12 protein-coding genes are annotated in these 15332 nt (G+C 45.1%); 7 read left to right on the top strand and 5 right to left on the bottom strand.

From position 1 onward, the window contains the following. Positions 1-58 precede the first annotated feature (58 nt). On the top strand, positions 59-232 hold the full coding sequence (locus XPG1_RS18410; RefSeq protein ID WP_157879465.1) for a hypothetical protein: 174 nt from the start codon (positions 59-61) through the stop codon (positions 230-232). Positions 233-239: 7 nt separating this feature from the next. On the opposite strand, the gene XPG1_RS08540 is transcribed toward XPG1_RS18410, so the two are convergent. The 4 genes from XPG1_RS08540 to lolB all read right to left on the bottom strand — a co-directional run bounded on the left by XPG1_RS08540 (position 240) and on the right by lolB (position 5463). Further along, positions 240-2240, bottom strand: coding sequence for an autotransporter domain-containing esterase (locus tag XPG1_RS08540; protein WP_045958713.1), 2001 nt, complete (start codon positions 2238-2240; stop codon positions 240-242). 663 nt (positions 2241-2903) lie between these two features. Next, positions 2904-3851 carry a ribose-phosphate diphosphokinase gene (gene prs / locus XPG1_RS08535; RefSeq protein ID WP_045958712.1) on the bottom strand — a complete coding sequence of 316 codons (948 nt, stop codon included), beginning with the start codon at positions 3849-3851 and terminating at the stop codon, positions 2904-2906. A 65-nt stretch (positions 3852-3916) separates the two neighbouring features. After that, positions 3917-4846, bottom strand: coding sequence for a 4-(cytidine 5'-diphospho)-2-C-methyl-D-erythritol kinase (gene ispE, locus XPG1_RS08530; RefSeq protein WP_045958711.1), 930 nt, complete (start codon positions 4844-4846; stop codon positions 3917-3919). Continuing rightward, a complete protein-coding gene (gene lolB / locus XPG1_RS08525; RefSeq protein ID WP_045958710.1) occupies positions 4846-5463 on the bottom strand; it encodes a lipoprotein insertase outer membrane protein LolB in 618 nt (205 codons plus the stop codon). Before lolB ends, ispE begins: the two co-directional genes overlap by 1 nt. Positions 5464-5770: 307 nt before the next feature. Here lolB and hemA point away from each other — a divergent pair, with 307 nt between their 5' ends. The 5 genes from hemA to kdsA all read left to right on the top strand — a co-directional run bounded on the left by hemA (position 5771) and on the right by kdsA (position 10765). Beyond that, complete coding sequence (hemA, locus tag XPG1_RS08520; RefSeq protein ID WP_045958709.1) at positions 5771-7033, top strand: glutamyl-tRNA reductase; 1263 nt, start codon at positions 5771-5773, stop codon at positions 7031-7033. Positions 7034-7068: 35 nt separating this feature from the next. Continuing rightward, entirely contained in the window at positions 7069-8151 is a 1083-nt protein-coding gene (gene prfA / locus XPG1_RS08515) for a peptide chain release factor 1 (protein WP_045958708.1), read from the top strand. Next, positions 8151-9026 (top strand): peptide chain release factor N(5)-glutamine methyltransferase, encoded by an 876-nt coding sequence (gene prmC / locus XPG1_RS08510; protein ID WP_045958707.1) that lies wholly within the window; start codon positions 8151-8153, stop codon positions 9024-9026. The genes prfA and prmC overlap by 1 nt, the downstream gene beginning before the upstream one ends. Further along, complete coding sequence (gene sirB1, locus XPG1_RS08505; RefSeq protein ID WP_045958706.1) at positions 9010-9819, top strand: invasion regulator SirB1; 810 nt, start codon at positions 9010-9012, stop codon at positions 9817-9819. The genes prmC and sirB1 overlap by 17 nt, the downstream gene beginning before the upstream one ends. Positions 9820-9910: 91 nt before the next feature. Further along, entirely contained in the window at positions 9911-10765 is an 855-nt protein-coding gene (gene kdsA / locus XPG1_RS08500; protein ID WP_045958705.1) for a 3-deoxy-8-phosphooctulonate synthase, read from the top strand. Positions 10766-10854: 89 nt separating this feature from the next. Here the strand turns inward: kdsA and dauA are convergent, their stop codons facing one another. After that, positions 10855-12561, bottom strand: coding sequence for a C4-dicarboxylic acid transporter DauA (gene dauA / locus XPG1_RS08495; RefSeq protein WP_045958704.1), 1707 nt, complete (start codon positions 12559-12561; stop codon positions 10855-10857). A gap of 1038 nt (positions 12562-13599) precedes the next feature. Between dauA and XPG1_RS08490 the strand changes: the two genes are divergently transcribed. Next, entirely contained in the window at positions 13600-15327 is a 1728-nt protein-coding gene (locus tag XPG1_RS08490) for an ABC-F family ATP-binding cassette domain-containing protein (protein WP_045958703.1), read from the top strand. Positions 15328-15332: the final 5 nt, after the last annotated feature.

The raw sequence follows: 15332 nt of genomic DNA, 5'->3' as shown, positions 1-15332 counted from the left end.
TCCTCCAATTCGGATCTTTCCGCCCAATACTACCGCCATTTTTATATACGAAAGTTCAATGCACGATGAATGCCTATCGGCCATCTTTTCGGTTGCTATTTTGTTGATCATCCTGATTCATCATTCATCGGATAACGCATTAAAAAAACGCAAGGCAGTCATTTTGATTGCCTTGCGTTTCTGGAGTGATTCTCTTTGCTCGTTCGAGCGTTTATCGATATCGGCTTATTGATACAGAATTAGAACGTTGCATTGAGACCAACATTAAAATTGTAGTTAGGACTTTGAGTCTGACCTTCATTGCGGGTGACGGCGGCAAATCCACACAGGTTATTGAACAGGTTCGCGTTCACCCCGACGGTATATTGACGCCAGTTGGTGCTCTGTTTGCCACTTTCTGTTACAAAAGAGGCTTTGGCCGAATTAATGGCACTGTGCAGTTTATAGTGTGTGTCGCCAAATTGGTGGTTAACCTGAACAGAGGCATAAGGATTGAAGCGACCCAGGTTGGTATCGACGCGCCAGCCCAGTGTACCAATTTTAGAGGTATAGTCTTGATGACTAAAATGCATGGCAGTGTTATTGTCGCCGGCTTCACGGTAACCATCGATTTTACCTTTGCTCCAGGCATACTGGACGATTGGGCTGGTTGTCAGATAGTCAGTGAGCGGGATATCCCAACCGGCGGTCAGCCGAGCTCCCCACTGATGGCCGGTGGTCGAACCGGTTTCTCTGCGGTTAGCGTTACCGAGCTGGATGGAACGGGTCAGGCTGTCATAATGAGTACGTGAATAATGAATGTCACCGTTTAGCCAGCCGTTGTGATAATAGTTCCACAATGTGTATGCCGTCAGAACATGACCGCGCCCTTCATAAGTGAAATTCGCCGCCGGGGTGCGCTCATCTTTATAGTGAGAATACAGGGCTCCCAACAGCAGATTATCCAGTAACTGGTAATCGCTACCCAGTGTCAGCGTTTTATTCTGGCTGCCCGCGTAGCCACCAAAGATACCCATTTTGCCCTGAGCATTGCCCCCATTGCGCAGTTGTTGGAGATGGCCGTCCAGGGAGGAGAGGGCACTGTTAACTGATGCACGGTTAACCTGGTTCAGGGCCATGACCTGTGATGGAGCACGATAGATAGAGGTTATGTATTGACCCATTATTTTGTGCCCCAACGGCGTTGGGTGGAAATTATCAGAGAATAAAAATTCTTTGTCTTTGGTAAAATTGGCGTCATTTTTGGAACAGTTTTCTGCGCCTTCACCTTGCCCGCAGGCATACCCTAATGTATTTTGAATGCCATAAATCAGCGGATTAGCAATCACTTCACTCAGCAGACTGTTGATATCAGCCCGCAGGATATTGCCGTTTTTTTGGCTGATGGCTTCATCAAGCAGGGTGTTATATTTATCCGTGAGGGCGGAAGCACTCTGACTGACTTTCGCGTATTCGCTGTTGAGCATGTCCTCAATTTGTTCCGCTGAGGCGTCAGGATTTTTTTCTTTTGCTTTTTGGGCTAGCGCATGAAAAACCTGTTTAATGCCCAGATCACGGTAAGTGCCATTTGGAATAATCGCTTGGTTAATCTCTGTATGGATTGTTTGTAAGGTATCTTTAATATCTGCTTCTGACATTTTGGCTTTTTGTAAAGCACTATCAATGACGGTTTCCAGCAATTTTGGTGTCGTGCCCACATCAGGCACCGTCGGCGCAATAATCAGCCCAGCGCCTTTTTCAACTAATTCATTGATTTGTCTGGCGGCTTCGTGAGCACTGGTATAGACAATTGCCCCCGCCTTTACAGGATCTTTTTGCCCCACTATTAAAGCCTCAGCAAGATCATTGCCACCCACCCAATGAATATAGATCCCGTTGGAATCGGCACGTTTATGGGTATTGAGATAACGTTCAATTTGTTCTTTTGTATTGGGATTAAACGCATTCAAGGTAGGATCTTGGCGTGATATTTTTAGCGCTGTGGCACCCCCTTGTGCGTAATTAGTTCCACCTTTTTCATTGGATGGGATTAAATTCCTCCCCGTGAGCTGCTGAGTAAAATATTCGTCATAGAGTGTATCGTTATCGGTAGTGTATTTTTTCCCTTTATGCACATTGCCATTATCACTCAGGCTATCACCGAAGACATAAACAGTGTCATAAGAATGCGCATGGGCATGAGAAATGGCATTGATTGAAAGTGCTAACAGTGCTGGTGTAAATAAAAATGCCTTTTTCATTGGCATTCTCCTTAAAAAGTCGTTTTATTATTAATCAGCAGGCTGCCTTTGAAGCAATCCGAATAAAAAAGTATTCGGCGATTTCTTCCCTGATGAAGTTAAGGATGCTGATGTGTTTTGTGATTCAAATCGATGTATGTCAGGCAACGAACATCTCTCAGTAAGATTCAAACTGAGAAAATGATGAGTTGGCCTTAATGTTGGTGATTAATTTATTAGTAAAATTTATCATTTAAATTGGAGGATAATACCTGTCTCTTGATACAACGATATGGTGTAAGAAAAAGCTTACTACCACTGAAGATTCAGAAGGTTAGCAGCAACGATTCAATGACACCAGTGTCTTGATGGGGTTTAGTGACTGGACGTACCAGATAGATTGTGCGGTTTACGGAAGGTTAATTTCAGCGGGTGGATAAACAAATCACATTATCTTATTGAATTAAATTTATGTTAATTTATCCAAGTTATTGATAAATAAAATTATTAACTAAATGGTAATATTTATAATTGTTATTAAATGCTAGTGAAAATATTAGCCATATATACAAAACAAACAGAAAACCCCGCCACTGCGGATGCAGTCACGGGGTTTTTTTACGTCATGATTTATTTAATCATTTGAATAAATTAGTGCCTAATATTTGCGCTCAGGCTTCAATATTAGTGTTCGAACATCGCAGAGATAGACTCTTCATTGCTGATACGGCGAATTGCTTCAGCCAGCATACCAGACAGGGTTAAAGTACGAACTTTATTCAATGCCTTAATCTCATCAGACAGAGGAATGGTGTCACAAACAATAAATTCATCGATCACTGAGTTCTTGATGTTTTCCACTGCATTGCCGGAGAAGATAGGGTGAGTTGCATAAGCAAATACCCGCTTCGCCCCGCGCTCTTTCAATGCCTCAGCCGCCTTGCACAAGGTGCCACCGGTATCGATCATGTCGTCAACCAGAACGCAATCACGGCCAGCCACGTCACCGATGATATGCATCACTTGAGAAACGTTTGCACGTGGACGACGTTTATCAATGATAGCCATATCAGTATCGTTCAGCAGCTTAGCGATTGCACGAGCACGAACAACCCCCCCAATGTCTGGCGAGACAACAATCGGGTTTTCCAGATCTTTCTGGAGCATATCTTCCAGCAGAATTGGGCTACCAAATACATTATCAACCGGTACATCAAAGAAACCCTGGATCTGTTCGGCATGGAGGTCAACGGTGAGAACACGGTCTACACCCACACTGGACAGAAAATCTGCGACAACTTTGGCGGTGATAGGAACACGTGCTGAACGGACACGGCGATCCTGGCGAGCATAACCGAAATAAGGAATAACAGCGGTAATACGACCGGCGGAAGCACGACGTAGTGCATCAACCATAACCACTAATTCCATCAGGTTATCATTGGTTGGCGCACAGGTAGACTGGATGATGAATACATCCCCACCGCGTACATTTTCATTGATTTGAACACTGACTTCACCGTCGCTAAAACGACCAACGGCGGCGTCTCCCAGGCTAGTGTACAGGCGGTTGGCAACACGTTGCGCTAGTTCAGGTGTGGCATTACCAGCAAAAAGCTTCATATCGGGCACGAGAAAAACCTCAGGCTTGCGTCCAGAGAGATATTGTTGACCAATTAACAAACATGGATTGCTGCTTATTGGTTCAATAACATGGGTATCCCAGAGCGGAATGTATGCAACGGAGAAATGTTGACACCACGCGCAACAAAGCCCTGCATCCACTCTGGGGCTTGATTTAACACCTTACGGGCCGATGCTTCTGATTCAAATTCGCCGAAAACACAGGCACCGGTTCCGGTCAGGCGTGACGGTGCGTATTCTAACAGCCATAAAAGAAGCTGTTCAACCTTACGAAAACGTTTTCTTGCGATTAGCTCACAATCATTTTCGAATGGCGCCTGTAATAATGCGGATAGCGAGCGAATCGGAGAATTTCTTTTTAATTCAGGATCGCTGAAAATGACTGGCGTTGAAATCTCAATGCCGGGATGGGCAACCAGAAACCATTTTTCTTCCGGTGAGGCGGGTTGAAGTTTTTCCCCAATGCCTTCGGCAAACGCCGCATGACCTTTGACAAACACGGGCACATCAGCGCCAAGACAGACGCCAAGCTGCGCCAGTTCATCATCAGGCAAATTGACTTGCCAATGGTAATTCAGGGCAATCAATATTGTTGCCGCATTGGAAGAGCCGCCGCCCAAACCGCCGCCCATTGGCAGGCGTTTATCGATGTGAATATCAGCGCCCAGGTATTCAGTACCAAATTGGCGATTCTCACGGTGTTTGTGGCCGTTCGGCAAAGTTTGTTTTTGTAATGCGCGTTTTTTTAACACATGATCCTGCAATAATCGGGCGGCTCGCACGATCAAATTATCATCATGGGCGACACCGGCAACCGGCGTTAATAAGCGAATTTCATTATCCTGGCGCGGTGAGACAGTGATGTCATCGCCGTGATCCAGAAATTGGAAGAGTGTTTGCAGTTCATGGTAACCATCAGGTCTTCGTCCTGTGATATACAAAAATAAATTCAATTTTGCCGGAGAGGGCCAGGTTAAAGTCATTATTGAATCGTCCAGTTATCCATTTTTAATTTTATGCGGTTTTTTCCCTGGGTCAGTTCCAGCCGATTGGGTAAGGCCGGGCTGAGCGATGTATCATACCCCTGATAATTGACGTGCCAAACTTCGCCGTTTTTTTTGTCACTCACGGACTTAAGCCGATAATTGGCATCTAACTGGAAATCTTTCGCGCTGCCGGGCAGGCCAATAATCCAGCTGTGCAGATTATTTAGCGGAATATTCATCTTTGTCAGTTGGTAGATGAAGGATTCAGGGTCATCACCGAGATATTTTTTCCCGTTATTATCGGTGACCTGAATGTAGTTCGGTTCGACGAAGAGTTCCAATTCTGTCGTACCCAATGGGTTGAGTAGCTGCAATTTATAATTGTCAGGTGAATATTGTTGCCAGAAAAAACGGGCATACACCTTTTTTTCATTTGTCAGATACGCAAAAGAACCTCGGGTTTGGTAATGTTCCAGCTTTGTCAATTGTTGCTCACGGGCATGCCATTGTGGGGTATTCGGCGATCCTGTGCCGGTGGGGGGCTGCGTGATGGTACAGGCCGTCAATATAACACCGGAGAGGGGAAGTAAACGAAAAAATGCAGATATTTTCATACGGTAACCCTTGGTGACAGAAGAAATGAATACGTGAGTTCTGTGCGTTAAAAAATATGACTATATTTAAATATGACAATCTGAACTGTGTTATTTAATTTTATAATCAGGCGCGTAATTTAACGAAAATTTGCGGAGAATTCTCGAATAAATTATGGCGGAATGATCTGATTGGCTTTTATTGGGCGGAGGCATCAAGTAGAATGCTCGACCAATGAGAGTCCTTATGAAGGGGGTGGGTTTATGAGAATAATTATTAATATCATCATGATGACTTTATTCCCCGTGATAACTCAATGCAGTTAAGATGACTTTATTAGCACTCGGTATCAACCATAAAACAGCGCCTGTTTCCTTACGTGAACGGGTCGCCTTTTCTCCCGACAGGATCGGGCTAGCGCTTGATGACTTGCTCCAGCAACCCCTGGTGCGAGGCGGCGTTGTGCTGTCTACCTGCAACCGCACCGAACTTTACCTTAGCGTTGAACCACAGGGGCATGTTAAAGCGCAGTTAATTGATTGGTTATGCCAATATCATCAGCTTAATCCGGATGATTTAACTAAAAGCCTTTACTGGCATGAGGGCAATGATGCCGTGAGCCATTTAATGCGAGTCGCCAGTGGTCTGGATTCTTTGGTCTTAGGCGAGCCGCAGATTTTGGGGCAGGTGAAAAAAGCCTTCGCAGAATCGCAAAACTATCAGTCTCTGTCAGGTGAACTGGAGCGACTGTTTCAAAAATCGTTCTCGGTCGCCAAACGGGTCAGAACAGAAACGGACATTGGCGCAAATGCGGTTTCCGTGGCATTTGCTGCGTGTACGCTGGCACGACAAATTTTCGAATCCCTGTCTGAACTGAGTATATTGTTAGTGGGCGCAGGGGAGACGATTGAGCTGGTGGCGCGTCATCTCAACGAGCATGGTGTGCATCACATGATGATCGCCAATCGCACGAAAGAGCGTGCGCAAGGGCTTGCCAGTGAAGTCAATGCGGAAGTGATTTCTCTGCCAGAGATCGATACCCGATTAGCTGAAGCCGACATTGTGATTAGCTCCACAGCCAGTCCGTTGCCGATCATTGGTAAAGGCATGGTTGAAAGGGCATTAAAGCGACGCCGCAACCAACCGATGTTACTGATTGACATTGCGGTTCCCCGCGATATTGAGCCGGACGTTGAAAAATTAAGCGATGTGTATTTGTACAGCGTCGATGATTTACAGGCCATCATTCAGCAAAATCTTGCGCAACGCCAAGCGGCGGCGGTTGTTGCAGAAGGCATTGTGCAGCAAGAAAGCCGCCATTTCATGGATTGGTTGCGTTCTCAAGGCGCTGTTAATACAATTCGTGAATATCGGGAACAGGCGGAGCGGATCAGGGCTGAGATGACGGCAAAAGCGTTGATGTCCATAAGACAGGGGGCTGATGCTGAACAGATCATTAACCAATTGACTCACCAATTGACAAATCGTCTGATCCACACACCGACCAAATCACTCCAACAGGCTGCCAGTGATGGCGATTTGGAACGCCTGAATCTATTACGGGACAGCCTTGGGCTGGATCATAACTAACCTAACCCTATTCTAAATAAGGTCTGATATTACGAATGAAGCCTTCTATTGTCGCTAAATTGGAAGCATTACAAGAACGCCATGAAGAAGTGTTGGCTCACCTCGGTGATGCCGACGTGATTGCTGATCAAGATCGTTTTCGCGCACTCTCAAAAGAATATGCTCAACTGACCGATGTGACTCACTGTTTTAAAGTCTGGAAAAGTACTCAGGATGACATCGACGCGGCCGAGATGATGCTTGATGATCCCGAAATGCGGGAAATGGCGCAGGAAGAACTCAAGGACGCCAAAATTCGTAATGAAGCGCTGGAGCAGCAATTGCAATTGCTGTTATTACCCAAAGATCCGGATGATGAACGCAACTGTTTTCTTGAGGTTCGTGCTGGTACAGGGGGTGATGAAGCGGCAATATTTGCCGGCGATTTATTCCGTATGTACAGTCGTTACGCAGAATCTCGTCGTTGGAAAGTCGAGATCATGAGCGCCAATGAGGGCGAACATGGGGGATATAAGGAAGTTATTGCCAAAGTTTCTGGTGAACACGTGTATGGTCATCTGAAATTTGAATCCGGTGGTCACCGCGTTCAACGCGTCCCGGAAACAGAATCTCAGGGACGTATTCACACCTCTGCCTGTACCGTGGCGATCCTGCCAGAAATCCCGGAAGCGGAATTACCCGAAATTAGCGCAGGTGATCTGAAAATTGATACTTTCCGCTCCTCTGGTGCGGGCGGGCAGCACGTGAATACCACGGATTCAGCCATTCGAATTACCCATCTTCCAACGGGGATTGTGGTGGAGTGTCAGGATGAGCGTTCACAGCATAAAAACAAAGCAAAAGCGATGTCCGTGCTGGCGGCGCGCATTCGTGCCGCTGAGATGCAAAAACGCCAGGAAGCCGAAGCTTCTGAACGCCGCAATCTGCTTGGTTCTGGCGACCGTTCTGATCGCAACCGTACTTATAATTTCCCACAAGGACGGGTGACCGACCACCGTATCAACCTCACCTTATACCGCCTGGAAGAAGTGATGGAAGGCAAACTGGATATGCTTATCCAGCCTATTATTACCGAGTATCAGGCCGATCAGTTATCCGCATTGTCAGAGCAGGATTGATGAACTATCAACAATGGCTCCAGCAGGCGGCGAGGCAATTGACAAACAGTGACAGTCCTAAGCGTGATGCAGAAATCTTGCTGCAATACGTCACAGGGCGTTCCCGCACCTATTTAATTGCGTTCAGTGAAACGCTTATTACTCCAGAGGAAGCCCGCCAGCTTGCGTCTTTTCTGTCTCGCCGTATTCAGGGAGAGCCGATCGCTTATCTTGTTGGTGAGCGCGAATTTTGGTCACTGCCTCTGGCTGTCTCACCCGCAACCTTGATTCCTCGTCCAGATACAGAGTGTCTGGTTGAGAAAGCGTTGGCATTGTTGCCTGATTCACCGGCACAGATTCTGGATCTTGGCACGGGAACAGGAGCAATTGCCTTGGCGTTAGCCACTGAACGGCATGACTGCCATGTCACCGGGGTAGACATCAACCCTGATGCTGTCGCATTAGCAAAGCATAATGCTGAAAAAAATGCCGAAAAACTGCCTTTCCGCAATCGGCCTTTTCACAATGTGAATTTTTTACAAAGTGAGTGGTTTTCCGCGGTTGGAAAACAACAATTTGATATGATTGTCAGTAATCCTCCGTATATTGATGCGCTTGATCCCCATCTGCGTGAAGGAGATGTCAGGTTTGAACCGGCCACTGCATTAGTTGCTGCGCAAAATGGCATGGCCGACTTGCAGACAATTGTGGCGCAGTCGCGCCATTTTTTGTTACCCAATGGATGGCTGTTATTGGAACATGGCTGGAAACAGGGAATCGTTGTCAGAAACCTCTTTTTGGAAAAAGGTTATCAACAGATAGCGACCTTTCAGGATTATGGTGGTAATGAACGTATCACGGTAGGTCGATGGAATAAAAATGAAAACCATAGCTAAATATGAATTCAATAATGCTTCCCTGATAGATGGAATTATTCAAGTGACACAAGCCATTCGTCCTGACTTTTCTCACACATTCGTGATGGAGCAGCTAACTGCCTTGCTGGAAGAGGCGCAGCAAACGCTCTCCCCGGTCACTGATACCAAAGCAAAATTGCAATTATTATTGACGCTTTTTTATCGGGAGTGGAAATTCCGTGGCGCGGATGGCGTGTATTGTTTATCTGATACGCTGTGGTTGGATCATGTCCTGCGTTCACGCCAGGGTGCGCCGGTCGCATTGGGAATGGTTTTTTCGCATATCGCTCAATCGTTGGTATTACCTGTACAGCCGGTCATATTTCCGACACAGCTAATCTTGCGGATTGATTTACCCAATGAATCCCCCTGGTTTATTAATCCAATGAATGGCGATACGCTCAGCGAACATATACTTGATGTCTGGCTGAAAGGTTATATTGGCCCAATGGTATGCCTGGAAAGCAAAGACTTACAGGAAGCCGATAATGCCAGTGTGGTGCGAAAAATGACCGACACCATCAAAATTTCTTTGATGCAAGAGAAAAAGATGGAGTTAGCTCTGAAAGCCAATGAAATCGTACTCATGTTTGACCCGGATGATCCGTATGAAATTCGTGACCGGGGGCTGATTTATGCCCAGCTCGACTGTAGCCACATTGCCATTTCAGATTTGAGTTATTTCGTAGAACACTGCCCTGAAGATCCGGTCACAGAAATGTTAAAAATGCAGATTAACGCCATTGAGCAGAGAGCGATCACCCTCCATTAATGATTGTGATAAGACGGAATCTCTCTGCTTCTTCGTTTATTTTTTTATGGATACGCAAATTTATTTGCCCTTAACAAGAGAAGGTATAAGCATGCAACAGAAAGTGGTTAATATTGGTGACATCAAGGTCGCAAATGATCTGCCTTTTGTCCTGTTTGGTGGTATGAACGTCCTTGAATCACGGGATTTGGCCATGCGTATTTGTGAGCACTATGTGACTGTAACCCAAAAACTGGGCATTCCTTATGTTTTCAAAGCCTCTTTTGATAAGGCTAACCGTTCTTCAATCAGTTCTTATCGTGGACCGGGTTTGGAAGCGGGAATGAAAATTTTTCAGGAGCTGAAACAGACTTTCGGTGTAAAAATCATTACTGATGTCCATGAAGTCGCGCAAGCCCAACCGGTTGCAGATGTCGTTGATGTCATCCAGCTGCCTGCTTTTCTTGCGCGCCAGACGGATCTGGTCGAAGCAATGGCTAAAACCGGTGCAGTGATTAACGTTAAAAAACCTCAGTTCGTCAGCCCAGGTCAAATGGGCAATATCGTTGAGAAATTCAAGGAAGGTGGCAACGATCAGATTATCTTGTGTGACCGTGGCAGTAATTTTGGTTACGACAATCTGGTGGTTGACATGCTGGGCTTTGGTGTTATGAAACAGGCAACGCAGGGCTCACCCGTGATTTTTGACGTGACCCATGCCTTGCAGTGCCGTGATCCTTTTGGTGCTGCTTCGGGCGGTCGTCGTGCGCAGGTTTCTGAACTGGCTCGTGCTGGTATGGCGGTGGGGATTGCCGGATTATTCCTTGAAGCGCATCCGGAACCAGAAAGCGCAAAATGTGATGGCCCATCGGCATTGCCGCTGGCAAAACTGGAACCCTTCCTGATGCAGATGAAAGCGCTTGATGATGTGGTAAAAAGTTTTCCAGCGCTGGATACCAGCAAATAACCACTGAACCTGTCCGATTTGCTTGATAAAACGGTTACAGAGATTAAATTCTGTAACCGTTGCAAGCTTATCCTGACCTGAATCTTGCCCTACCGATTATCTTTAAGTTCATTGCTTTCTTCCAATGCCCTGGATAATGTCGCGTAAAAACTTAATTGCCCCTGAATGGGTTCGACTTTGGCTCTAGCCAGCGTTTTCAACGGTTGGAAGGGAATATCACACACCACGATATGCTTCTCTTTTCCCATTTCCCGGATAAATCCCTGGAAAGCGTGCAGCCCGCCGGCATCCAAAACGGGAACAGCATCCCACTGCATAATAATCGTTTGATAATCAGCGCTTTTCTCTTTAAGCTCCGCAAAAATACGCTCTGCGGCAGCGAAAAACAGCGGACCATTAATGCGTACCACCAGCAGACTCTTCTCATCATTTGTTGCAGAAGAAAGACTAATCCGGGTCATATTGGCAATTTTGCGCATAAACAGGAGTGATGCGAGAACAATACCAATCGTAATTGCGACGATCATGTCAAACAGAACCGTCAATGACAGGCACAGTAACATGACGATAATATCGTCTTTCGGCGCGTGACGGATTAAATCCACTACTTTGCGGGCTTCACTCATATTCCAGGCCACAATCAGCAAAATCGCCGACATCGCGGCAAGTGGCAGGTAAGAAAGCACAGGAGCAAGGGCTAACAGGGTTAATAATACCAGCAGTGAGTGAACGACAGCGGCAATCGGTGAGGTTGCACCGGCTCGGACATTAGCAGCTGAACGGGCAATCGCAGCCGTTGCCGTGATCCCTCCAAAGAAAGGCGTCACAATGTTGCCCACCCCCTGACCAATCAATTCACTGTTGGAATGGTGTTTTTTCCCCGTCATGCCATCCAGAATAACTGCACATAATAAGGACTCAATGGCTCCTAACATTGCCATCGAAAAGGCAGCGGGTAACAGTGCAGATACGGTGTCCCAGCTAATATCAAGGGAGTGAGTATCAGGCAGATCCCACGGTAGCAGGAATTGAGGAAGGATGGGGGGAATACCTTGACCTTGAGTGCCATCGTTGAGTACATAGCTGAATGATGAACCAATCGTTGCCACATCATGACCTAACAGATGCATGATACCCATGATACCAGTACCTGCAAGCAGAGCTGGTAAGTGACCGGGTAACTTTAATCCCAATTTTGGCCAAAAAATCAAGACCAACAGTGTGGTAAAGCCGATCAGTGTGTCGCTAAATTGTAATGAAGGAAATGCCTGGGCGAGGGCAATGACCTTATTAAGATCATGCTCTGAGCCGTATTCCGGTTTCAGGCCAAAGAAATTTTGTACCTGCATGGTTGCGATAGTGATCGCAATACCAGAAGTAAACCCCAACGTTACTGACAGGGGAATATACTCAATGAGCCGGCCTAATCTCGCCAGCCCCATAATGAGCAAAATAACACCTGACATAAGCGTTGCGATCAACAGACCACTTAAACCGAATTGCTGTGACACCGGGTAGAGTATCACCACAAAAGCGGCCGTGGGGCCGGAAACGCTGTAACGTGATCCGCCGCTAATCGCAATCACGATGCCGGCAATGGCCGCCGTATAAAGGCCATATTGTGGCGCAACGCCGCTGCCGATTGCCAATGCCATTGCCAGCGGGATAGCAATGATCCCCACGGTGATCCCTGCAATCATGTCTTTGATCAAACGAGGAAAAGAGTAAGGTTCTCTCCAACAGGCATCAATAAGTGCACTAAATGGACGTATCCCCTTCATTTTACGAGTATTCATTTAATTAAAAACCAAAAATAAGATATCGGATGATGATCTGAGAAGAAAGAGGCGTCAGCATATCGCGTTTATCTGTTAAGAAAGGTGTTATATGTCAAAAAGTTAACGATTATTTTGGGTTTACATTGTGTCCAACTGTTCTATCACAATGAAAACATCGCTGTCGAATCTGACGATTGAGGGTATTTTCCAGAGACTACAATCAGAATTGAAGTCAATAAAGGAACCGAAACAGATTATGTCATTGATAAAAAACCTTTGATATCATTTTTCTCTGTGCATTAAAAAAATAGGTTTGCTACTCAAGATATATTTTCTATTGTTAATTTTTGAATGTTTAATTATAACTTACAGTTATTATTTTAAAGGTGTTTTTTGAAAAAACTATTATTTGTTTATGTTCTTTGATATTTCTACTGTATCTTTTATATGGGAAGTATTAGTGGAAAGTTGAAGAAAACGCCATAATTCGAGATGCTTCCAGTTATTTTCTGAGCGGAGAAGGTAGGAAGTTATTCCCAATCATCTTATTTATGGCAGTAATCGATTTTATATATATGCCTTATTTGGTTTTCAGTCAGTCAGCTTTCAAAGATATGGATATGGGACTGTCGGTGGAAAATGTTTCATTTATATTTTCCATTGTTGAGTTTGTCTGTGCAGCTGGCTACTTTATATAAAAGCAGTATCCGATCTTTTGCAAACTCATTTGACGGTTTTATACAGACTGTTTTTGTTTCCAGCAGGATTCTATTTGTACAGCGTATTAGCCACCAAATTTGGGTTCAGTACAGTAATACAATATTCTTTCTTCATACCTCTACTTGCCATTTCACTTGTGGTCTATTACTTTTGTAAAAATCGTGTAGTAGATAATAAAACGCCTTGCAAATAAGGCGGTATTGATTTAATGCCATGATAAACCAACCATGAAGAATCTGGTCAATCTGTTTATTTGTCGTCAAATTTACCGGATTCTGCATCAACACAATGTATGGCAGCAGGTAACGCTGATGCCTATAACTCATGAGTAAACAAATGACTACATTATTGTCTGCCCAATCAGTCTGTTACGACAACTCAAATAGCTCACTGTTACATGAAGTTACATTCAGTGTGAAAAAAGGGGATCGAATAGGATTAATTGGGTACAACGGTAGTGGTAAAAGCACACTGTTGAAAATTCTGAGTGGTGAACTCGAAGCACACACGGGTAGCGTCATTGTATCTCGCCAATGTGTTCTCGCCCGGGTTGAACAATACTTACCTGATACACTGCTTTCCAGTACGTTGCTGGATAGCCTGTTAGCTCGTTTACCAGAAGACCGTCGTCACAGTGAAAGCTGGCGTTGTGAAACCCTTTTGATGGAACTGGGATTTTCACCGGGATTCTGGAATTTGAAGGTTGAAAACCTCAGTGGTGGCCAGCATACTCGCCTGCTGCTGGCCCGTGCTTTAATTCTTCAGCCAGATTTGATGCTACTTGATGAACCTAGCAACCATCTGGATTTACCGACTTTATTATGGCTTGAGACGTTTCTTACTCGCTGGAGAGGGACCTTTATACTGGTTTCTCACGATAGTTATCTTCTTGATAAAGTGACAACGAGTACTCTAATACTCCGGGATAAAACATTGCAACTCATTCGCTTACCCTGTACCGCTGCTCGTCAGCTGCTTCAGGAAAAGGATGTGGCTGATGTTGAGCGGTATCAGGCCGAGCAGAAAGAAATTGAGAGAGTAGAAAAGAGTGCGCGTCGTTTGGCGGATTGGGGGCGAATTTATGATAACGAAGGATTAGCTCGAAAATCCCTTGAAATGATAAAACGTGTTAACCGCCTTAAAGAAGAGCAAACGATATTAACTGAAGGTAGTCAATGGCGACTCCGGTTGCATGGGGATACCCTGGAGGCTGACAGAGTGCTGGCATTATCAGAAATAGATGTACGTCCGGCTCCAGATGCAAAGGTATTATTCAGTATGCAACAAAAACAAATTAAAAGTGGGGATCGTATAGCCATAATCGGTAGCAATGGTATTGGTAAATCGACATTACTGAAATATTTGTGGCATGAATACCAACAGCCGGTTAGTCCACAGGTTGTTTTCCATCCAAAGGTACATGTCGGGTATTACGACCAAAACCTCTACCAGCTACAGGATGAAGACACAATTATAGATGCAATGGCAAAATTTTCCTCAAACGGGGAAGAACTGAATAAAATAGCTTTAATTAACGCCGGCTTCTCATATTCCAGGCATAAACAATTGGTTCTGACTTTAAGTTGGGGTGAACGTGCTCGTTTACTTTTTGTCGGACTCACATTGGCTAAATATTCCCTTTTGTTACTGGATGAGCCGACTAACCACCTTGATCTGGAAGGGAAGGAAGAGCTAGAAGAGACATTGAGTCAGTTTACCGGTGCCTTGTTGATGGTTACTCACGACAGGAGGTTGATTGAAAAAAGTTGTAACCGGTATTGGGTGATCAGTAACAACCGACTGGAAGAATGGAATGATATTTCGTCAGCTTATGAATATCTAGCCAAAGCAAAAGATAACCCACACTCCCAAGACAAATCAAATCGCGACACGACTGGTATTCTGTACGCCAATGATGAGGAGGAATTGTTGAATAAATTACTCTCGCTCGAAGAGAAACTTCACGAAGATCTGGCTCGTAAAACAAAGCATCAAAAACCTGATATGCAAACACGTTGGCGTCAGGAAATTGATGCCATAAAAGAGCATCTCAACATCGATTAAATGCT

This window comes from Xenorhabdus poinarii G6 (assembly GCF_000968175.1).
GTDB classification, from domain to species: Bacteria; Pseudomonadota; Gammaproteobacteria; order Enterobacterales; family Enterobacteriaceae; genus Xenorhabdus; species Xenorhabdus poinarii.
Note: the sequence above shows the minus strand (reverse complement) of the source record. Positions and strands in the feature narration are given on the sequence as shown.